The organism is Acinetobacter pittii ANC 4050 (assembly GCF_000399685.1).
Taxonomy (GTDB): Bacteria; Pseudomonadota; Gammaproteobacteria; order Pseudomonadales; family Moraxellaceae; genus Acinetobacter; species Acinetobacter pittii_E.
Genome location: NZ_KB976987.1, coordinates 3,408,853 through 3,430,428 on the forward strand (window position 1 = coordinate 3,408,853; position 21,576 = coordinate 3,430,428).

22 protein-coding genes are annotated in these 21,576 nt (G+C 37.7%); 10 read left to right on the top strand and 12 right to left on the bottom strand.

The window, feature by feature from the left end; genetic code table 11:
* Positions 1-11: 11 nt before the first annotated feature.
* Positions 12-1,046, bottom strand: a complete 1,035-nt coding sequence (locus F931_RS19745) for a lipase secretion chaperone (RefSeq protein ID WP_016142906.1) — start codon at positions 1,044-1,046, stop codon at positions 12-14.
* A gap of 153 nt (positions 1,047-1,199) precedes the next feature.
* Here F931_RS19745 and truB point away from each other — a divergent pair, with 153 nt between their 5' ends.
* The 3 genes from truB to F931_RS19760 all read left to right on the top strand — a co-directional run bounded on the left by truB (position 1,200) and on the right by F931_RS19760 (position 3,557).
* On the top strand, positions 1,200-2,105 hold the full coding sequence (gene truB, locus F931_RS19750; RefSeq protein WP_016142907.1) for a tRNA pseudouridine(55) synthase TruB: 906 nt from the start codon (positions 1,200-1,202) through the stop codon (positions 2,103-2,105).
* Between the two features lie 19 nt (positions 2,106-2,124).
* A complete protein-coding gene (locus tag F931_RS19755) occupies positions 2,125-2,901 on the top strand; it encodes a sulfite exporter TauE/SafE family protein (protein WP_004789764.1) in 777 nt (258 codons plus the stop codon).
* A 212-nt stretch (positions 2,902-3,113) separates the two neighbouring features.
* Positions 3,114-3,557, top strand: a complete 444-nt coding sequence (locus F931_RS19760) for a hemerythrin domain-containing protein (RefSeq protein ID WP_001019905.1) — start codon at positions 3,114-3,116, stop codon at positions 3,555-3,557.
* A 7-nt stretch (positions 3,558-3,564) separates the two neighbouring features.
* Here F931_RS19760 and F931_RS19765 read toward each other — a convergent pair whose 3' ends face one another.
* From F931_RS19765 to serA, 3 genes are all read right to left on the bottom strand, one after another.
* Positions 3,565-4,428 carry an EamA family transporter gene (locus F931_RS19765; protein WP_016142908.1) on the bottom strand — a complete coding sequence of 288 codons (864 nt, stop codon included), beginning with the start codon at positions 4,426-4,428 and terminating at the stop codon, positions 3,565-3,567.
* Positions 4,429-4,518: 90 nt separating this feature from the next.
* The gene (locus tag F931_RS19770) at positions 4,519-5,403 is read right to left on the bottom strand and encodes an EamA family transporter (RefSeq protein ID WP_025470438.1); all 885 of its coding nucleotides are present in this window, start codon (positions 5,401-5,403) and stop codon (positions 4,519-4,521) included.
* 98 nt (positions 5,404-5,501) lie between these two features.
* The gene (gene serA / locus F931_RS19775) at positions 5,502-6,734 is read right to left on the bottom strand and encodes a phosphoglycerate dehydrogenase (protein ID WP_016142910.1); all 1,233 of its coding nucleotides are present in this window, start codon (positions 6,732-6,734) and stop codon (positions 5,502-5,504) included.
* Positions 6,735-7,113: 379 nt separating this feature from the next.
* Between serA and F931_RS19780 the strand changes: the two genes are divergently transcribed.
* Together F931_RS19780 and F931_RS19785 are read left to right on the top strand one after the other, a co-directional pair.
* Positions 7,114-8,523: an FAD-binding oxidoreductase gene (locus F931_RS19780; RefSeq protein ID WP_016142911.1), complete on the top strand. Its 1,410-nt coding sequence runs from the start codon at positions 7,114-7,116 to the stop codon at positions 8,521-8,523.
* Between the two features lie 95 nt (positions 8,524-8,618).
* Complete coding sequence (locus F931_RS19785; protein WP_016142912.1) at positions 8,619-8,987, top strand: hypothetical protein; 369 nt, start codon at positions 8,619-8,621, stop codon at positions 8,985-8,987.
* A 49-nt stretch (positions 8,988-9,036) separates the two neighbouring features.
* Here F931_RS19785 and F931_RS19790 read toward each other — a convergent pair whose 3' ends face one another.
* Together F931_RS19790 and mdaB are read right to left on the bottom strand one after the other, a co-directional pair.
* Positions 9,037-9,351 carry a putative quinol monooxygenase gene (locus F931_RS19790; RefSeq protein WP_016142913.1) on the bottom strand — a complete coding sequence of 105 codons (315 nt, stop codon included), beginning with the start codon at positions 9,349-9,351 and terminating at the stop codon, positions 9,037-9,039.
* Between the two features lie 13 nt (positions 9,352-9,364).
* Positions 9,365-9,952 carry an NAD(P)H-dependent oxidoreductase gene (gene mdaB / locus F931_RS19795; protein ID WP_025470439.1) on the bottom strand — a complete coding sequence of 196 codons (588 nt, stop codon included), beginning with the start codon at positions 9,950-9,952 and terminating at the stop codon, positions 9,365-9,367.
* Positions 9,953-10,189: 237 nt separating this feature from the next.
* On the opposite strand from mdaB, the gene F931_RS19800 reads away from it, so the two are divergent.
* A complete protein-coding gene (locus F931_RS19800; protein ID WP_080649550.1) occupies positions 10,190-10,558 on the top strand; it encodes a hypothetical protein in 369 nt (122 codons plus the stop codon).
* Positions 10,559-10,924: 366 nt separating this feature from the next.
* Positions 10,925-12,154, top strand: coding sequence for a chloramphenicol efflux MFS transporter CraA (gene cmr / locus F931_RS19805; protein ID WP_016142916.1), 1,230 nt, complete (start codon positions 10,925-10,927; stop codon positions 12,152-12,154).
* Positions 12,155-12,194: 40 nt separating this feature from the next.
* On the opposite strand, the gene yccS is transcribed toward cmr, so the two are convergent.
* The 4 genes from yccS to parA all read right to left on the bottom strand — a co-directional run bounded on the left by yccS (position 12,195) and on the right by parA (position 17,130).
* Entirely contained in the window at positions 12,195-14,345 is a 2,151-nt protein-coding gene (gene yccS, locus F931_RS19810) for a YccS family putative transporter (protein ID WP_016142917.1), read from the bottom strand.
* 203 nt (positions 14,346-14,548) lie between these two features.
* Positions 14,549-15,118 carry a superoxide dismutase family protein gene (sodC, locus tag F931_RS19815; RefSeq protein WP_079284299.1) on the bottom strand — a complete coding sequence of 190 codons (570 nt, stop codon included), beginning with the start codon at positions 15,116-15,118 and terminating at the stop codon, positions 14,549-14,551.
* A 125-nt stretch (positions 15,119-15,243) separates the two neighbouring features.
* A complete protein-coding gene (locus F931_RS19820) occupies positions 15,244-16,362 on the bottom strand; it encodes an AI-2E family transporter (RefSeq protein WP_016142919.1) in 1,119 nt (372 codons plus the stop codon).
* Positions 16,363-16,485: 123 nt separating this feature from the next.
* On the bottom strand, positions 16,486-17,130 hold the full coding sequence (gene parA / locus F931_RS19825; protein ID WP_025470440.1) for a ParA family protein: 645 nt from the start codon (positions 17,128-17,130) through the stop codon (positions 16,486-16,488).
* Between the two features lie 158 nt (positions 17,131-17,288).
* On the opposite strand from parA, the gene F931_RS19830 reads away from it, so the two are divergent.
* Positions 17,289-17,756, top strand: coding sequence for a Holliday junction resolvase-like protein (locus F931_RS19830; protein WP_016142921.1), 468 nt, complete (start codon positions 17,289-17,291; stop codon positions 17,754-17,756).
* A 139-nt stretch (positions 17,757-17,895) separates the two neighbouring features.
* Positions 17,896-18,459 carry a hypothetical protein gene (locus F931_RS19835; RefSeq protein ID WP_016142922.1) on the top strand — a complete coding sequence of 188 codons (564 nt, stop codon included), beginning with the start codon at positions 17,896-17,898 and terminating at the stop codon, positions 18,457-18,459.
* Between the two features lie 51 nt (positions 18,460-18,510).
* On the opposite strand, the gene F931_RS19840 is transcribed toward F931_RS19835, so the two are convergent.
* Positions 18,511-19,044, bottom strand: coding sequence for a hypothetical protein (locus F931_RS19840; RefSeq protein WP_016142923.1), 534 nt, complete (start codon positions 19,042-19,044; stop codon positions 18,511-18,513).
* Between the two features lie 26 nt (positions 19,045-19,070).
* The gene (locus F931_RS19845) at positions 19,071-19,859 is read right to left on the bottom strand and encodes a class I SAM-dependent methyltransferase (protein ID WP_016142924.1); all 789 of its coding nucleotides are present in this window, start codon (positions 19,857-19,859) and stop codon (positions 19,071-19,073) included.
* A gap of 127 nt (positions 19,860-19,986) precedes the next feature.
* On the opposite strand from F931_RS19845, the gene F931_RS19850 reads away from it, so the two are divergent.
* The gene (locus tag F931_RS19850) at positions 19,987-21,264 is read left to right on the top strand and encodes a hypothetical protein (RefSeq protein WP_016142925.1); all 1,278 of its coding nucleotides are present in this window, start codon (positions 19,987-19,989) and stop codon (positions 21,262-21,264) included.
* Positions 21,265-21,576: the final 312 nt, after the last annotated feature.

Sequence of the window (21,576 nt, forward strand, 5' to 3'; positions counted from 1 at the left end):
AAAGAAAAGGCTTAATAATTAAATGGCAGTTCACCTCCCTGATCATGGACCGTCTCAAAAGTTCGAAGTCTTAATTGTTCTTGTGATGAGTTAAATTGTTGTTGGCGTAATTGTTGTATGGCTTGATTTTTAGCACTATCACTCATATTACTTTTAATAATTTCATCTCGTCCACTCAAGTAACTTGTGACTCTCTGCTGCCAAGCACTACGCTGTGTATCTAAAGTTTCTAGCCTTTGAGTTGCTTCAGCTCCGACGAGTGCTGTACGCATTTGTCTAAGTTCTTCTGCAGAACCATGACGAGCTCTAATTTGTTTGGTCAGTGTATGTAAATCATCAAGTTTAGAGAGTTCTTGCAGGTTCTGTTGCCAGTCTTCTGGTAGTTGTTCAAAGCGTTCTTTGAGTTTTTGTGCCTTTTCAATTTCGCTTAAAGACGAGTCCTCAAGTATTTGCATACGATCAAGCGTATAGTTCTGATAGATATCTTCGGTTGAGAAAAGTCCTTCAATTTCTGTGACGGAAAAGAAACGTTTTCTTAAATCTTGAATTGAATTAAAAATCTTTTGAAAATAATTTTTATCTTGTTGTTTTGATGGAGGTGTTTGGATTTGAGCCAGTTGTTCGCGATATTTTAAGTAACGGCCCCATAAATCTATAATCTGTGAGCGAGCGGGCTCAGAATATTGTCCTTGAATAAATTTCCCAAAGTGATTTTTGATTTGCTCTAAATCATTTTCTCCATATTGGGTAATAAAATACTCAAAGCAGTCGCGTGTTTGACTATTCACGACCAAATGCTGGGAACTATCAATTTTTAACTGACAGTTCACTTCGGTATCTTGCTGACTTTTACTATGGTAAGCATCTGCATTTAACGTTGAATTTAAAGAGGTTTGTGGCGTAGACGCTAAGCTTTTAGCTTCATCCTGATTTAGTTGAGTTGATGTATTTTTTGAATCAGGACTTAACCAATATACACATGCAATGAGGCTCAAAATAAAAAATCCGAGCACGCACCACAATACCTTCTTCTGCATTCCTTGCATAAAGATATCTTCCTTAAGTTTTAATTTGTTGTTTTTTTACTCGATCATTAATGTGCCACAAAATAAGTGAAAAGGCACCTAAATATTGTGAAAATATCTTGCCGAATTTGCTAACATGTCGGCACTTTTTTCTAGCTTTGTGTTCCAGTAAAAATGACGACAAAAAATCAAAAAATTTCTCGTCGCCATATCAGTGGTGTATTTCTATTAAATAAACCATTAGGCTTAAGTTCAAATGCGGCTTTGCAAAAAGTGCGTTGGTTATATCGCGCCCAAAAAGCAGGTCATACTGGAGCTTTAGACCCATTGGCAACAGGTTTGCTCCCGATTTGTTTGGGAGAAGCGACCAAGTTTTCACATTATTTGCTGGACTCCACAAAGCGCTATCAAACCACTGTTCGATTAGGGCAGACCACAACAACAGGTGATGTGGAAGGGGATATTTTACAAGAACGTTCTGTCCCTGTTCTTAACCAAGAGTTTATTGAACAAACCTTAGAGAAATTTAGAGGTGATATTCAACAAGTTCCGCCCATGTATTCGGCTTTGAAAAAAGAAGGCAAACCCTTATATGAGCTTGCCCGAAAAGGTATTGAGATTGAGCGTGAAGCTCGCCCAGTTACAATTTATGCTTTAGAGCTCTTAGAATTTACCGAAAATACGATTACTCTGGATGTAACCTGCTCTAAAGGGACATATATCCGTGTACTCGGTGAAGATATTGGTGAGGCTCTTGGCTGTGGTGGGCATTTAACGATGCTAAACCGGACTCAAACAGGACATTTTGAGCTTATTCCGAGTTATACCATTGAATATCTGGAAAGCTTAACAGAAGAGCAAAGAGAAGCTTTGCTACTTCCAGTTTATGCTCCAGTTGACCATTTCCTAAAAATTCAAGTTCCAGAAGGACGTGAAAAATATTTTTGCAACGGTTTAGAAAGCAATATTGAGCATTCTGCAGAAGCAGAAGTTTTGGTGTTTTCGGGTGAGCGCTGTTTAGGCTTAGCTGAGATTACCGATAAAAAACGGTTGGTACCTAAGCGTATCTTAAATTTGTAGTAGATGTAGAGTATAGAGCATGGGCATGGAATGGGATGTTATCCTTAGTTTGATCTTTTTTGCGTTTACTGCGGGAGCAATTGATGCTGCTGTAGGCGGCGGCGGACTCATCCAGATTCCCGGTATCATGAGTACTTTTCCGAACATGCAGACTGCAACGGTTATTGGTACAAATAAATTATCTTCAATCTTTGGTACTGCATCTGCAGCTTATACTTTTGCAAAAAGAGTAAAGTTGCAATGGAAGCTTTTAGCCGTTATTGCCATTTGTGCATTGATTAGTTCTTTTGCTGGTGCGGCTTGTTTGTCACTTATTCCCCAATCGGTATTACGTCCTTTTGTGTTTGTAATGTTGATTGTAATAGCCATCTATACCTTAATTAAAAAGAACTTTGGTCAAGTTCATACAGAGCAAAAAATTACCAACAAAATGTTAATTTTGGCTGCTATTGGTAGTTTGGCGATTGGTTTTTATGACGGAATTTTTGGGCCGGGTACCGGTAGCTTTTTTATCTTTTTCTTTATCCGTTTTTTACAAGTTGATTTTTTACATGCCTCAGCTTTGTCAAAAATTGGTAATTTTATGACGAACTTGGCTGCATTGAGTTTCTTCATTCCAACTGGTCACGCTATTTTGCATATTGGTTTGATGATGGCGGTAGCTAATGTGCTTGGTTCTATTGTTGGGGTGCGTACTGCGCTTAAATACGGTAGTGGTTTTGTCCGTATTATCTTTTTAATTTTAGTCAGTATTCTAATTTGCCGTTTGGGCTATCAAATGTTTGTTACAGGCTAAATAAGATAAAAAAGTATGAGCTGATCTTAAAGAGAAGTTCATACTTTTTATGTATCCTTCCTCATTGAAAATATAAAAATCATTACAGAAACTTACTAGAAAGAAAACTGTGTAAAAAATAGTCTCATTTTAAGCTACTTAAATAATATAAATTTCAACGTATGATAAACCTTGAAATAAAAAAGATTTTTTAGCTAAAAATGAGGAAGAGAATGAATATTTTCGAAGCATTAAGAGAAAGCCATGAAAATCAACGAAACCTTTCTGAGCAATTAATCCAGACACATGGTTTAACCGAAGAACGAAAAGAATTATTTGATGCATTAAAAAATGAACTTTATGCCCATTCAGTTGCCGAAGACCGTTATCTCTATATTCCTTTAATGTTTGATGATGTGGGTTTAGATATTACGCGACATGCTTTATCCGAACATCATGAAATGGATGAGTTGGTTGAACAGCTTGAAAAAACCGATATGAGTAGCCCTAGCTGGTTAGCAACCGCCAAACAGTTGAGTGAAAAAGTCCATCACCATTTAAAAGAAGAAGAGCATAAGTTTTTCCAGCAAGCTGGAAAAATTCTGAAAGATAGTGAAAAAGAAACGCTGGGTAATAAATATTTAAAGGAATATAAAAAGTATAAAAAGCAGCAGTAGAGCAAACCTACGCAGCTTTTCTAGTACTTCTTAAAGTAACCCCAATCGAGGCCAGCATTACACAAGCCAAAGCCACCCATTGCAGCGTGCTGATTTCTTCGTGAAGTAATAAGAAACCCGTTAATGCTGCCAATGCTGGTGCTAAACTTGTTAGAGTACCGTAAGTTAATTTATTGAGTTGTTTGAGAGCCATTAAGTCGAGCGCATAGGGAATAGCAGTCGCTAAAACCGCAATAAGTAATGCTTTACCCCAGTACTGGGTCTCAAGTAATGCAGGAGCATTATGCCAGATCCCAATTGGTAGTAATGCAAGTGCAGATACGCCAATTCCAATTGTTAATGCATGCATCCCTATATTTTGAGTCACAACTTTATGGCCGAAATAAATATAGAAGGCCCAGCAAAGCCCTGCTCCTAGGGCGCAAGCTGCACCTACATACGAGAAATTGTGTTGAACTGGGTTTTGCCAAGGTACCATAAGTGCGATGCCTAACATGGCAAGCGCTACCCAAATGTAGTCACTCTTTTGTTTAATAGAAAGAAGCGCAAGGCCTAATGGACCAATAAACTCTAAGCCAACAGCAATACCTTGGGGTAATTTTCCGAGCGAAGTATAAAATAGGATATTCATTAACCCTAAAGATGCGCAGTACATCAACAAATCACGCCATTTTAAGTAGGGTAAGCGAGACCAGATTTTCCATGAACGAAACATGACGGCAACAATAACTGCTGCAAAACAGAGTCTTAAAATTGTGACAGTGAGCGGGTCTAATGTAGCAATAAGCTGCTTGGCAAATGAAGCGCTGATTTGATAAGAAACCATCGACAAAATCATATACAGCACAGCAATAATTGGAAGATTTTGCATGGAAAAACCTTAGCGCTTCATTTGATATTTAAAAAATAATAGGAGTCAATTATAACGAATACTGAGTTTTAACTGGCAAAGATCATTAAATTAACTTGCCGCTTTTTCACGTTCTTGGCGAGCTTTTTGGGTGGTTATGGTACAACCAACAGAAGCGGTAATAATGGTTGCAAGGGCTAGCCATTGGTTCCATAACAGATATTCGCCTAAAAAGATAAAACCAGATAGCGCTGCAACTGCGGGTTCTAGGCTCATCAATGTTCCAAAGCTTAAAGGCGTCAAATTGCGCAGCGCCAACATTTCTAATGAGAACGGAAGTGCACTGGCTAAAATGGCTAAACCGATAAAATAAAAAAGATAGGGAAGTTCTATCACTTGCCCAATTGAACCTGAGAACAGAGTAATGGGTAATAAGATACATGCACCCACACTCATTCCTAAACATACTGTGTGGTTACCTGAAATACCTGAAGGTTTTTGCCCAGCAATAATATAAAGCGCCCAACAAGCGCCTGCGCTAACAGCAAATAAGACCCCAATCCAATCTAGACTATGGGCCTGATTGAAAGGGAAAAGTAAAATCAGCCCAATAATTGCGAAGCTCACCCAAACAAAATCATATTTTTGGCGTGCGTGGTATAACGCCACACTTAAAGGACCAATAAACTCAAAAGCAACCGCAATTCCAATCGGTAAGCGTTCGATCGATAGATAAAACAGTGCGTTCATTCCTGCAAGCGCAAATCCATAAGCCAAGATAGCTTTCCAGCGAACCTGACTAAAATTAATTCGCCAAATTTGGAAAATAATGGCAAGAATAATTGCACCTAGGCATAAGCGCATTGCAGAGACAGTGAGCACAGGAAAGTCCTGAAACAGAATTTTTGCTAAAGATGCACTGCTTTGTACGCTTAACATAGCGAGAATGAGAAAGCCCAAAGCATGCAGCTGAGATTTCTGGTTCGAACTGGACATTTTATTATTTGATCGATTGGTATACTTTTCACATGATAATGTAAATGCCCATAAAAAAGCCACAGACATTGCTGTGGCTTTTAAATTTACAGTTCGTATTAGAACAATACGCGCACGCGAATTGTACCTTCAACTTCATGCAACATATCTAAAGCTTCGTGAGAAGCAGAAGCGTCAACGTCCATGACGAGGTAACCGATGTCGCCTTTAGTCATAAGTGACTGACCAGAAATGTTGATGCCTTGTTCAGCAAACAAGTTGTTGATTTTAGACAATACGCCCGGTACGTTTTTGTGGATGTGCAATAAACGGTGTTGGCCAGCTGTCAATGGTAATGCGATTTCTGGGAAGTTAACCGCAGAAAGTGTCATACCTTTATCAGAGTAAGCAACAAATTTCTCTGCAACTTCTAAACCGATGTTTGCTTGCGCTTCCATGGTTGAACCACCAACGTGAGGAGTTAAAATCACGTTGTCTAAGCCGCGAAGTGGAGACTGGAATTCTTCACCGTTTGCTTTTGGCTCTTTCGGGAATACGTCAACCGCTGCACCAGCAATATGACCAGATTTGATTGCATCAGCTAAATCTTCAATCACTACACATGTACCACGTGCAGCATTTAAGAAAATTGAGCCTTCTTTCATTTTCGCAAATTGTTCTTTAGTGAAGAAGTTGCGTGTAGATGGAACATCTGGCACATGTAAAGTCACAACATCTGCAGTTGCTAAAAGCTCATCTAAAGAACCAACTTGGCGAGCATTACCCATCGGTAATTTAGTTACTGCATCATAATAAATGACATGCATACCCATGCTTTCAGCAAGAACTGAAAGTTGAGAACCGATGGAACCGTAACCCACAATACCTAAAGTTTTGCCACGAGTTTCAAAAGAACCGACAGCAGACTTGTCCCAACCACCACGATGACAAGCCGCCGATTTTTCAGGAACACGGCGAAGAAGAAGAATCGTTTGGGCAAGTACAAGCTCTGCAACCGAACGCGTATTTGAATACGGTGCGTTAAATACAGGAATACCACGTGCCATTGCTGCTTTAAGATCAACTTGGTTTGTTCCGATACAGAAACAACCTACTGCGATCAATTTATTTGCAGCTTCGAAAACTTCTTCAGTCAATTGGGTACGCGAACGAATACCAATAAAGTGAGCATCTTTAATTGCTTCTTTAAGCGCTTCGCCTTCAAGAGCAGTTTTACGATAGTCAATATTGGTGTAACCCGCAGCGTTTAAAGTATCGACTGCGTTTTGGTGAACGCCTTCTAACAAAAGGAAACGGATTTTATCTTTAGGTAGTGAAAGATGTTGGCTCATTACGGCTCCGCTACAAAGGCCAAATTTGGTGGCGGTATAATAACATACTGGGCAGCGCTATAGATATTTCGTTTATACCATCGCCTTATGGCAATTTTATCTATGTCTAATCACTTCTGTTTATGGCTTGTCGAGCATTTAAAAATATGCTTTGGTTGTTATTTAAATGCGATTTTTCTCTGAAAGCCCCATAGAAAGTATTTATTTACGTTAAACATGTTTTGTAGTGACAGTATCTCTATTCTGAACTTTATCGCTTGCGCGGATACATGTAGAATATAGGAGTTCCTTGAACATTATGGCTTTGCTCAAGTGAGAACCTTGAGAAATATGAGGTCATAGTCCCACCACAGTTTACTTCTTGCTAGGTCTGCAAACGATGAATGCTCCAGTCGCTTTAACACCTGAGTTACTCACCCAATTAACAGCAATCGTCGGTGAAAACCGTATTAAAACCGATGCTGATAGTCTCGAAAACTGGGGTAAAGATCATACCAAGCATTTTAATCCGAACCCATCGGTCATCGTTTTTCCATCAACGACTGAACAAGTTCAGGCAGTTGTAAAGCTTGCGAACCAATTTAATATCGCGATTACACCGTCAGGTGGTCGTACTGGTCTCTCTGCTGGTGCGGTAGCAACCAATGGGGAAATTGTCATTAGCATGGACAAAATGAACCAAATTCTTGAGTTCTTTCCGGCAGATCGTATGGTTCGAGTGCAAGCTGGCGTTGTGACTGAGCAATTGCAGAATTATGCAGAAGAACAAGGCATGTATTATCCAGTGGACTTTGCGTCAGCAGGTTCTAGCCAGATTGGCGGTAATATCGGTACTAATGCCGGTGGTATTAAAGTTATTAAATATGGCATGACACGTAACTGGGTGCTTGGCTTAACCGTAGTGACTGGTAAAGGCGATATTCTACGTTTAAACAAAGGCATGGTTAAAAATGCAACTGGTTATGCATTACAGCATTTGTTTATTGGTGGGGAAGGTACATTAGGTTTAGTGACTGAAGCAGAAATTAAACTTGAGCGTCAACCACAAAACTTACAAGTTTTAGTTTTAGGTGTTCCTGACTTTGATGCAGTAATGCCTGTACTACATGCGTTCCAAAAAGATATCGATTTAACGGCATTTGAGTTCTTTGGTGAACTTGCAATGCAAAAAGTTTTAAATAATGGTCATGTACAACGTCCATTCGAAACTGAATGCCCGTTCTATGTATTGCTTGAGTTTGAAGCACCATACGAGCCGATTATCGATAAAGCAATGGAGATTTTCGAGCATTGCATGGAGCAAGGTTGGGTACTTGATGGTGTAATGAGCCAGAGCCTTGACCAAGTAGAAAGTTTATGGCGTTTACGTGAAGATATTTCTGAATCAATTGCGCCGTTTATTCCATACAAAAATGATATTTCAGTGTTAATTACTCACGTGCCAGCATTTATTCGTGAGATTGATGCAATTGTTCAAGAAAACTATCCAGACTTTGAAATTTGCTGGTTTGGTCATATCGGTGACGGTAACTTGCACTTAAATATTTTAAAACCTGAAAACTTAACCAAAGATGAGTTCTTTGCGAAGTGTCAGGTGGTGAATAAATATGTGTTTGATACCGTGAAAAAATACGATGGTTCAATCTCTGCTGAACATGGTGTAGGCATGACGAAAAAGCCGTATTTGGAATACTCGCGTTCGCCTGAAGAAATTGAATATATGAAGGCATTGAAAAAAGTATTTGACCCAAATGGTTTGATGAATCCAGGTAAATTATTTGATCTTTAAGTTAGATCTATTTTGTAGAGCTACATAGTTTCTACAGAGTAACCGACAAAGCCATAGCATCATAAAGCTATGGCTTTTGTTTTTTGGTGATAAAAATGCAACGTTTATTTTTAATTTCAGCGCTTTGTGCGGGACTTTTTACTGGCTGTGCGACCACCAGTAAATTAATTCCTTTTGTGGCTTCTGAAACCCCAATGCAACAAGTACTTAAAGCTCAACCAGAGATCGTAAAAGAGCATAACAATACCTCAGTTCAGCAAGTATTTAACCGTGTAGAATCTCCAACAGTTTCCCGTATTACCGTGATTCAAACTGGTTTAATGGATGATTCTGTTTCTGCAATCCGAACAGAATATTCATTTAAATTGATTGATGAAAAGTGGCAATTACAAAATAAACAAAAGAGCTATCAATGCGCGAGAGGGAAAGGCTCTAGAGGCTTTCAAACGCAGCTTTGTTCTTAAAAATAAAAAAGACGATAAATATATCGTCTTTTTTTATGGTCTAAATAAATTATACGCCGCTTTCTAAAATTTTAATTTTGACATCAACAACATCATCTTTAACTGCTGCGTGATGTGCTTGCATATGCGGAGTAGCTAAATGTGCTTCAAGGTGAGCCACACTTTCCCATTTTTCCAACATGACAATTGTGTCAGGTTCTTGAGTCTGGAAGCTCGCATTTGACTTGTGATCAACTAAAGGTTCATAACCATGGCAACCATCTTCTGCTAAAACAGTGGGAATGATTTTTTGAAAGGCATCCAATACATTCTGGCGATGTTGTCCGCCCGATTGAGTACGAATTTCCGCAATAATGGTTAGCATGGATTTCTCCTTATTAGGCTGCTGCAAATACAGTATTTAAGTGTGCTTTATATTCTTCAATATAACTATCAACGTCAGGCATTTTAATCACGTCGTTTACAATAAAGGTAGGTAATGTAGTCATGCCTAAGAATTGATTGGCCTTATGAAATGGTAAATAAACGCCGTCTACCCCTATGCCATGGAAGAACTGATCTGCATCGTCAAATGCTTCCATCGGTGCATTCCAGGTGAGTGATAGCATATATTTTTTGTCATGGATTAAACCACCTGAACCATATTTTTTTGAGGCATCAGCACGGCTACGACCATCACTTGCATAAAGGGAACCATGGCCTGTGGTAAACACATCATCAATATATTTTTTGACTGTCCAAGGTGCACCCATCCACCAGCCTGGCATTTGATAGATAACGACATCTGCCCACAAGTATTTTTCAACTTCACTTTCAGCATCATAATTGCTGTCTGCACGGGTGACTTGAACTTCGTGTCCGAGTTCCGTGAGATGTGTAGTTGCGAGGGTGGTTAATGTGTCATTTAATTCACCGTTTGAATGGGCAAATTGTTTAGCGCCATTAATCACTAAAATCTTACTCATGGAGGTTGCTCTCATTAAATTCCTGTATTTGAGACATACTCTATGGGATTTACTGTTGTAGAAAAATGCATGAATTGGAAAAATATTATTGATTAAAAATCAATAATTACTAAGTTTTTTCTTTTTAAAAACTTCCTATCACTTTAATATTAATCATTTTATGGATGTTTACAAAGTTCAAAGGAAAAAACAGCTTATTCGTTTTAGCATTAATTTTGAGTAAATAGAGGGGGAAGGATAATGAAAAAAAATTGTTTGTTGATTATTTTCAGCTTAAGCATATTAACGGCTTGTGCTCCGCCTCAAAATTCTTCGACTCAACTTGCTGATAGTCCGATACAGGCTGTATTACTTGATCAACCAGATCTTTTAAATGATGCAAGCAATTTAGATATTTCACAGCAAATGAATGCTGCAGATGATCCTTCCAATGCGCAAGTTACTATTTTACAAACAGAGCCTAGTCCAGATGCTATCTCGAAAACACGTACTGAATATTTATTAAAGCGAGATCAGCAAGTTTGGAAAATTGTGAATAAAAAGCAAAGCTATCAATGTACAAAAGGGGAGGAAACCACAGACTTTCAAGTTAATCCTTGTCCTTAATGTTTAATTTTTTATCGAATATGTGGATAACTTTGATTTTGTACACAACAGAAATTTTTAGTTTTTTAGGGCAAAAACTGAAATTTGAATTTGTTGAAATTGCATGATTGCTGATCAATTTAAAAAATGCTATTGTTGCGCTCGGCAATTGTGCCGATTGGTAAAAATTACCGAATCTCACGTCATACATTTTTTCTCGTTTTAGACACCTTGTGAATACGGTGTTTCACATTCTAAACATGCACTCTCACGGCATATAACAACTTAACTAAAGATTGATTGACCATACATGTCATCGTCATGACTACATCTTATTTTTTAGATAGTCATAGAGACATATGGCCGCTATTTTGAAGTGTACAACTCATGAAAAATATTCAAACGACAACGTTGAACCGTACAACGTTGATGTTTCCTTTAGCCTTAGTGCTATTTGAATTTGCGGTTTATATCGGTAATGACTTGATTCAGCCAGCCATGTTGGCAATTACTGAAGATTTTGGGGTGAGTGCAACTTGGGCACCCTCTTCAATGTCATTTTATTTATTAGGCGGCGCTACAGTTGCATGGTTGCTTGGGCCTTTGTCGGACCGGCTCGGACGTAAAAAAGTACTATTAGCAGGAGTTTTATTCTTTGCTCTATGCTGTTTTTTAATTTTACTGACGACGCAAATCGAGCAATTTCTAGCTTTAAGATTTTTGCAGGGAATTGGCTTAACCGTAATTTCAGCCGTTGGTTATGCGGCCATTCAAGAGAGTTTTGCTGAGCGTGATGCGATTAAAGTCATGGCACTCATGGCGAATATCTCATTACTTGCACCCTTGCTCGGACCTGTACTTGGAGCTTTTTTAATTGATTATGTGTCTTGGCATTGGGGCTTTGTCGCCATTGCTGTATTGGCATTACTCAGTTGGATCGGTTTGAAAAAACAGATGCCAAGCCAGCAAGCGAGTGTAACTAAGCAACCCTTTAGTTATCTTTTTGATGACTTTAAGAAGGTGTTTACCAACCGTCGTTTTTTGGGTCTAAGCCTTGCATTGCCCTTAGTGGGGATGCCTTTAATGCTATGGATTGCTTTATCACCCATCATTTTAGTTGATGAGTTGAAGCTTACTAGTGTGCAATATGGTTTAGCTCAATTCCCCGTATTTTTTGGCTTGATTGTTGGCAACATCGTCTTAATTAAAATTATTGACCGTTTGGCTTTAGGTAGAACGGTCATGATGGGTTTGCCCATTATGCTGTTGGGTACACTCATTTTAATCTTAGGCGTGGTATGGCAAACCTATCTCATACCTTGTTTGCTTACAGGTATGACTCTGATTTGTTTTGGTGAAGGGATTAGTTTCTCAGTCTTATATCGTTTTGCACTCATGTCATCTGAAGTATCAAAAGGAACGGTTGCTGCAGCAGTTTCGATGTTGCTGATGATGAGTTTCTTTGCAATGATTGAGCTAGTACGTTACCTCTATACACAATTTCATTTATGGGCTTTTGCATTATCTGCATTTACCTTTATTGCTCTTTGGTTTAGCCAACCGCGAATTGCTTTAAAGCAGGAAATGCAAGAAAGAAAGCTCGAAGGAAATGATTAAATTAAAAATACCGGAATCAATATTCCGGTATTTTTTTGTTTTAGGTCATTTCTTGTTCTAAAAGCTTGCCTTTAAGCGTTAATAGTTCAGGCAAGGTTTCTAACAATAAAGTGATTTGTTTCAAGACTAATATATATTTTTCGGAAAGGTGTTCATGTGCAGTTATGCTTTGAATTTCTTGTAAGGTTTGTTCAATAAGCTTCGGGTTGGGAAGTGACTGCTCAAGAACACTCTGGCTTATAATTTGCTGGCAGCGTAACAATAATTGCAAAATCTGCTCATCATCAATTTTTTGACGCTGACTTCCTAACGCTGCTACGTAACTCAGTTGGCTGTGGCTATAAACCAGATAACGAAAAGCATAATGGATGAGTTGAGGGTTAGGGTTCGGTTCGGCACTTAAACTCGAGATCATATTTGATAGCTCGATTTGAGCATTATGCGCAGCACGACGAATTCGGCGGTACTCTATATCCTGATTTTTTCCATATTGATATTGTTCAACAATCACATTGAAATAATCTAAGGTGGCTTTGCTACTTTTCTTAATATTGTTTGGAATATTACGGAAGTTCCAGTCGGGCCAAATAAAGTTTACGGCAAGCCATGCAATCAAACAGCCTAATAAGGTATCGATTAGGCGAGGTAAAATAATGCTGTAACCTGCACCTTTTAAGTTGAAAATGAGCAATACCATTAAGGTTGCCATCAGTGTTGCTAGGGCATATTTCTTCTGGCGTAAGTAGAAAAAGCTAACTCCACAAATAATGGTAAGAATGAGCTGGCCTTCAATACTGGGAACAAAATATAAAATTGGTATACCTAATAAAACACCGAGTAGGGTGCCAATAGTTCTTAGTTTAAGACGGCTTTTAGTCGCAAAATAAGTAATCTGACAGACAAATAAGCTAGTGAGCAAAATCCAATAACCATGTTGCGCAAAGGGTAATAACGAAATCGCGTAACCTGCTGCGAAAACAACAGCAATTCGTATGGCATGTCTAAATAGGGCTGACTGCGGCGTAAGTTGCTGCCGAAGTTTTAAGATAAGATCTGAAAATCCTTGGATATCATCATCAAGTAAATTTAAGTGTTCTTGTCTGGTGTGTGTACTATTTTCAGGGACGGGTTGTGCATATTGTAGTTGTTCAAACTGTTCATGCATTCCTTTTAAGTTATCAAAAATAAGTTTTAAATTTTTAACTTCAAAATTTTGCGGATGTTGTTGTATCCAGTCTTTTAAAGAACTTTCCAAATGTCCCAATACGGTCTGACTTTCTTGCGAAGGCTGAAATGGCTGATTATATAAAATACATTGAGCTAATTTTTGGCATGCTTGTGCTTGTAGTCGCAGGTTTTTTTGGAAACGGAAAATAAGATCACTGCGGCTAAAATTCTGTTGAATATGTTCGTAATGTAAATAATTTGAAGTCGCTTGTTCGTGAATATCACGGGCGAAAAAATACAGGTTTAGCCAATAGATACTTCTATTACTCACCCTCGAAGCTTTCAATCGAGTAAGTAGGGAACTGCGGATTTGATTCAGGCTTTGGGCAACTTGCGTATTTTGTAAGGATAGTTCATATAAAAGCTGTTCTACATTCTCTTTATTGTCAGGATCAAACAAACGTGCTTTAGCTTGCAGTAGTGCAGAAATTTCTTGAAAGATTTGTGAGAGTTTGTCTTGTAAGGGAAGGGTAGGTTTAATAATAAAAAATAAAATAGAAGTTAAACCGTACCAGAGAGCACCATAAACAAAATAGGTGGGTTGTTGATACCAATGCACATATTCGCCTACCCCGAACATGCTATAAATGGAGAGCAAAATTGTGCCAAACGAAATTGTGGCATAACGTTGTCCTAAGGCCCCTAGTAAAATAAAAAAAGCACTTGAGATTGAGAGATATAAAATAAAGAAAACTTTGTAGGGAGCTAAAAAGCCAAGGATACTGCTGACTGTAAAAAAGAGCAGGCAGACATAGGCCAAGTTACGTAATCGAATACTTAAACGATCATCAAAGTCTGTTAAAGCTGCTGCAATTGCGCCTAAAGTGACTGGAACAATTAGCTCGTTATGTCCTAACCAAAGTAAACCTAAAGTTGTGCCTGTGAGTACAATCAAAATTTGCAGGCAATAAATTAAAATAGAGTTTGTCTTAAAACTATTAAATAATTGGGTCAGATAATTCACGGCTTTTGTTCTAACTTAGAGAATACGTGAGAAAGCAGTACGGAACTTTAAATCTTTATTACTTCAAAAATATTATTCTTTTTATCTACAAAAGTCAGTCAATTTTTAAGATTTTATTAGGCTGAAACCAAGTTGTAATGATTAAAAAATTAGCAAAATTGTGGATATCTTTTTAGATACCCACAATTTAAAAAAGACATCAATTATTTAATCACACCACACGCAATTCGTGCTCCGCCACCGCCAAGAGGTTGAGGTGAGTCTGAGTAATTGTCGCCACCCGCGTGGATCATAATAGCTCGACCTTGAATGTCAGCAAGTTTTAATCGAGGTGCGATCACAGCTGTTGTTGCAACACCTGTATTATCAACTACTAAAACAGGTAGATCACCGAGATGGCCTGTGGTTGGTGTACCATGGTGAGGTGCTTGGTTCGGGTTATAGTGACTACCCGCAGCTAAAGCCGCACCAGGTTTTCCATCTTTTACAGCAGGTGCACAAGAACCATTTTCATGAATATGGAAACCACGAGTACCGCTTGGTAAGTCAGCAAGGGCTGGGGTAATAATTAAACCTTTATCGCTATCTTGGAAGCTAACCGTACCAATTTTTTTACCAATACCGTTAGCGGTTACTTCATTTACATCAACCACTTTTTTTGTATGCATTGTGGTTAATGCTTGAGCTGTGTCAGAAACAGTTTTTGTGACCGAACTACAGCCAACCGTAAAAAGAGCCGTAAGCGCGCAGACCGCACCAATTTTATTAAACATCTGCATAATTGGATGTCCTTATAAATATGTATGATTGTTTGATTCAAACAAACGCAGGTTTAACCTACAAGTTAATTTAAATAGTTAATTTGTATCTAGAAACATTTTTAAATTAAATAGCGATGTCACTCTTTATCAGTTGAAGATTCATGATCAGAATCATAAATCATAGTGGTTTTTGGCATAGGTTCTGGTTCAATCGTTTCATGTAACCATTCACGCCAAATTGCTAGCAAAATAGCCAAAATGACAGGGCCAATAAATAGACCTACCAATCCAAAACTCGCAATACCACCTAATACACCGAACATAATTAATAAGAATGGAATTTTGGTAGCACCAGAAATCACCAGTGGACGAATAACATTATCTGAACTGCTGACAATGACTACACCCCAAACAACCACGCCGATTGCTTCCATGGTTTGACCTTGAGAGAACAACCATAAGCCAACGCCTAAATAAGAAATTGGCGTACCAAATGGAATTAGAGCCAATAAGAAAGTAGCAATAGTGAGTACCATAGGGTTTGGTACACCTGCTACAAAGTAACTTAAACCAGCTAAAACAGCTTGAGCAATTGCAGTTAAACCCACGCCATACACGACTGCACGAGTTGTCTCAGAAATCGTATCAAGATAATGATGAATACGAGGGCCAATCACCATTTCTAAAGCTTTACTCACCTGAGATAAAATCAGTTGTCCATCACGATAGAAGAAAAATAGGCTAAATACCGCAAAGCCGAGTTTGACAACATTTTTACTAATTTCACCGAGCAACACACGACCATAACTTAAATGGCTTTGTACCCAAGCTGCGATATTTTGAATCGTGCTATTAGGATCATTATTTAATTCATTGAGTGTGCGAGAGATTTCTTTTCCTATAAAAGGAAGATTCCGAATAAAATCAGGAACACTTAAATGGCCTGAAAAAACCTGACGTTGTAAGTCAAAATATAAATTGCGACCTTCATGCTGCAAAATAAAAATAGCGCATGTAAAAGGAACGCCCACAACCAAAATGACCAGACTGATCATGAGTGTTGCATTTAAAGTATTACGGCTTTCTCCAAAAAAACGTTGAATTCTTAAATAAATAGGCCAAGTCATATAAGCAATGATGGCAGCCCAAAGTACAGGAACAATAAAGTATTTTAGGATATTAAATCCTAAAAAAATTAAAATAAAAAACAGCCCAAACAATAAAACGCGCTGTAAATTAGGAGCGTATGGATGCACGAACAATATTTCTCTAATTTTCTACATAGAATAAAGTCATATTAACTGAAAAATAACCTGAGGCAAATTTTAAGGCCTTAATGTAAAGAACCTTATACATTCAGTTTCCGTGCTTAAATTTCTTTAAAACCACTCAGCTTTATCTTCAATTAATTTATTTAGAACTGGTTGCCATTGATTTTGGATACTAATAAAGTTTTTTTGTGGCTTGTCGAAAATGCTTAAACCCTGCATTGCCAAGCTGCCATACGCACTGCGTTCCGCAATCCAGGCAACAGGTTCTTGTTCAATTTTTTCAAAAAACTGTTGAATATCTTTTGAACTGGCACTGTTAGGTTTTACTCGATTTGCAAGCAGTAAAATCTGTACTTTGCCTTTACGAATACGTTTGATGTCTTGTAAATGCTTTAAAAAACGACGCGTGCTGTCTATATCAAAAAAGGAAGGCTGAAGTGGAGTAATAATGGCATGAGCTTCACTAATAAGTTGTTCAGCATGCTCACCTGAAAGTGCACCAGGCGCATCAATAATTAAATAATCCAGATTTTTGGGTGCATCACCAATTGATTTTTCATGACGCCAGTCAAGGCTTTGAATTTTTGCTACCGTATTGGGGCGCTGTTTTAACCACTGTAAAGCCGATTTTTGATTATCTGAATCTGCTAATGCTACTTTATATCCTTTTTGTGCCAATGCTGTTGCCAACGTAATGGCCGTCATGGTTTTTCCGCATCCGCCCTTTTGATTTGCAATAAGTATCGTTTTCATAAATCCAGTTATTTTCAGCAGCACATTTGTTTATGTTTTATACCTTAGCATCTTTTTGTGTGAAGGAGATGACCGCATTTGACAAAAGTTTAAGCTGTTTCGTTATTTTAGATATGATTAGATCTGTAATCTTAATTCGCACTTTTTAAGGAAAGTTTATGTCTGTATGGCTTGCCATGCTTATTGGTGCTGGAATTGGCATCATTATCACTACTCTTATTTTATCAAACACTCGCAATGGACGAATTAAGGCTGAATATGAGCAATATATTGCTGAACTTGAACTAGAGCATCAACAAGCTCTCACACAAGCACAAAAGAGAAGTGTAAATACAAGCCGTGCAGTGTTGAAAGGAAAAATGGCAGAACAATTTGCCCCGGTTTTACCTGAATTTCAATATTTACCCAGCGATGCAAAATTCATGGGCGATCCCGTGGACTACATTATTTTTGATGGATATACCGATTTTCGAGATGGTGATGGGACAGCAGAAGACATTAATATTATTCTACTCGATGTAAAAAGCGGTGGGGCTAGGCTCACGAAGGGGCAACAGGCAATTGCACAAGCGGTCCAACAAGGTAGAGTTCGTTTTGAAACTTTGAGAATAGATTTTGAAGATTAATAAGCTGTTTAATTCAGCACAAAAAAAGACGAAATTGATCTGTATTGTTACTAAATTTCGGTATTTTTTTCATCGCTTAAAGCTATTATAAATTGAAGATCTATTCACTTTGATCTAGCAATATTTGAGGTGTAACGCGATGAAAAAACAACGTTTGGTGATGGGCTTTTTAGCTGCTATTGGCATGAGTTCAGCATTTGCATCGACCTCAAGTGAATATAATATTGCCAATGGTTTGAGTCCCATAGAAAAAGATCAATCTATTTCTGTATTACAACCTTTTCAAGGAAATTTCAGAATATTGGGCTCAAAAGTTTATCAAAATGATGAACAAGCTAAGTTTTCTCCTATCGACTATGCAGTAAGTTGGGGATTGTTTGCACAGCCTGAAATTGCACGTCATATTTCAGTGAAACAATATGACCGTTATTTAAACTGGAAAATTCCTAAATTACCTGTTCCAGCAGAGCAGGCCATGCAAATGGTGTCTAACATGCACATCATTCCTGCGAACCCGAAAATTGCAGAGCAGATTAAACACGTTAAACGTGGTGATCTGGTCTATCTTAAAGGTGACCTTGTCGAAATTAAGGATAAAAATTTAGTCTGGAAATCATCGCTTACGCCAACCGACACAGGCGATGGAGCATGCGAATTATTCCGCGTTCAGGCAATTCATTGGGTTGAAAAACAAAATATATAATTTGAAAAAAGCCTTCATATTCATGAAGGCTTTTTATAAGAAATTTAATATTTATTTCTGCTGCGATGCTTTCCAATATTTCAATTGATTTTGCGCTTGTAAATAGTCAGCAAGATCGTTGATCTGTTCATCTTTATTGGCTTGCTTATCACTCAAATGTTTTTCTTGGTTTTCCCAATATTGATAAAATAAACCCTGAATGTAACGGCCTTGCTCAGTTTTTAAATCTAAATCTTTTAACATGGTCAGAGAAGAGCGGACATTATCAAGAGTACGTTGTTGCTCAAATTCTGTAGTCAGAGTTCCAGCTTCATGCATTTTTGCTAATTCGCTTTCCATCTCGTCACTCATTTCTGTAAAGCGACGGTCATAATCTTCTAATAGCGCAATATCGTGTGCGTCATCAGCAGTGGCAGGGAATGTCTTAACAGGTCTTTCATTTAGTTTTTCTAAAACCTGATCGGTAGACGAGGTGGCAGAAGGTTGCTCCGTCTTAGCAGGCTCATCCGCTTTTTTACAGGCAGTAAGAAATAGGCCAGAGCAAAGCAAAGATATTAATATGATTTGAGGTGTTTTCTTCTTCATAACTTTCAACCAAACCTATTCACTAATTATTTAACGGCTAACGTACTTTTCTGAAAGTGATATGCATACGTAACATATGGAAAATCAATCTGATCTTGAGGACCTAATCCCGTAAAATCATAAACAATTTTTTCAAACTGTGCTTTGAGTTGTAACTGATCTTTTTCAGTCATTGCAGCAATAAAACTCGTAGAGAGTAAACGTTTACTTACGACTTGTTCGACAGGACCATGTTGTGACTGTGTAAAAGTTTGTAGACTATCAAATACGAATAAATCTTGTTGTTCAAACACACGTTTCCACTTTTCACTATGGTAACGCGGCGTGTCTCCTTCAAGTGGGAGTAAAAAATCAGCTAAGGCTTTTACCCAGTCCGTACGTTCGTCACGTTGATTCCAAACGAGTCCTAAATGTCCTTGCGGTTTTAAGACCCTATACATTTCTGTTAAGGTATCAAGGTTATCAAACCAGTGAAAAGATTGCGCACAAATAATGGCATCAATTATATGGTCTGCTACAGGAATTGAATTGCTAAAAGCCTGTAATGTTTTGATATCAGGATAAACTTGTTGGAGCTGCTGTAACATCTCGCCAATTGGCTCAACTGCAATAACATCTGCATGTGTTTGTTTTAAGTAGGGTAAGAATTTGCCAGTACCCGATCCAAGATCAATAACAGTAGAGTTTTCCTGTATTTGTAGGCAATTTTGCAGCCAACTTACTATTTCTGCGGGATAATTGGGTCTAACTTGCTGATATAGTTCAGCAGCTGAACTGAAGCCTTTTTGAGCGGCAGGATGTAAGGATTGTGTCATATTTTGCGCTTTTTAATCTGACTGGCATCTATAAAATAAGATACTCCGCAATCATAAATTGGCAAAACACCTATTTTGTTTCATTTTTGACGTTGTATGTGGGAGTAAATTTTCTTTCGGTGTGAGCATGGATAAGCAAATTATTTTTGAAGACGAACACATTAGAGCCATTTTTTTACCAGGCGATTCTAATACATTGGTTCTCTCTTTTGGCGATTTGATTACCCGAGCGAGTGGCTTATCTATCAATGCTGAAAAGTCCCTAATTAAATACCAATATAATGTTATTGGGGTAATGCCAAAACAAAAATCATGGTTTCCTCAAGCGAGCATGATTGAGCTGGCAAAAGCGATTTCGCCTATTTTAGAAGACTTTAAAAATATTGTGGGTTATGGCGGTTCAATGGGCGGCTATGCAGCAATTAAATATTCTAATTTATTGAATATGAACCGTGTGATTGCATTTGTGCCTCAATATTCAATTGATCCTGAGCAGGTTGAAGATCGACGCTATGCTGAGTTTTTTGATGCTGTGGCAAATAAAGACATGCAAATCCAGTCGCAAGATGTGGATGCAGCGCGTGAATACGTAATTGTTTATGATCCATATTTCTCGGTTGACCGTGAACATTATTTAAAAATAAAAGAGTTGTTACCAAACTTACATACGATTCATTTGCCATTTACTGGTCATGAAGCATTGTCTGTATTGGCAAGTTCAAGCTTATTGCATGATTTTATTGAACATGAATTTGATGAAATCTATTTTTATCAGCAGGTTCGTAAGGTCAAAAAGCAAAGTAAATTTTACTTCCGTAATGTACTTGCGCATGTTCTTACCCATCATGACGAAATGTTGTTAAAAATATTGCGTCAGAACGATTTTCAGCTCGATGAACGTTATTTTGATAACCCACTTAAACAGGCTATTACACGTAGCCTGATAAAGAGTAAGCAAGCAACGGAGCTAGACTTTCAAAAGTTGGGTATTAAAATACAGCGAATTCAGGAAGCTGCAAATTATAAAGAAGGTTTGCAGACCAGCTTTGGTTCAGTTCTGGTATACAACCTCATTAATTCAAAGTTTGAAAACTATGCGGTAGATACTCTGCTGGTGAATAAATCTTATTTGGTTCCAATTGTGGCTGAACACACAGGTGTAGTGCATATTGAATTAAATAATGAAATTTATTTGTTAGCTATGAATGATCGTAAGATCATTAAATTGTTCAAGAGTGAAGAGCCTTTAACGTCGGATATGAGCCCATTTGTAGTCAAAAAATATTCTGACTCTTTTTCAATTAGCTATAAGCAACTAAATTTGTCTTGTGATGAACAAGGGTTGTGTGAATATACAGAAGGTTCAATCCAGCCTACAGAACAATTGACTCCGATTAGCTATTAAAAAGTTATAGCGCTTAAATAAAGCTCAAACCTGAAAGTTTGAGCTTTATTTTTTGCTTAAAAAAAATTTTTTTATAAACTTATTTGTATATTATTTTAAAGCTCATTATTTAAATAAATAGTGGGTTTATTATGTACATATTCTCTGTATTAAAAGCAGCCATGACCAGCCATGTATATAAATATTATATTTGAAAATAAATGGGTTTTTAATATATATAAAATTTGGAAATAATATAAGGTTAATTAAAATACAGTTATAACTATAAAAAATCTTAAATAATTGTTTTTAAAGATTATTTGTTTTTAATGC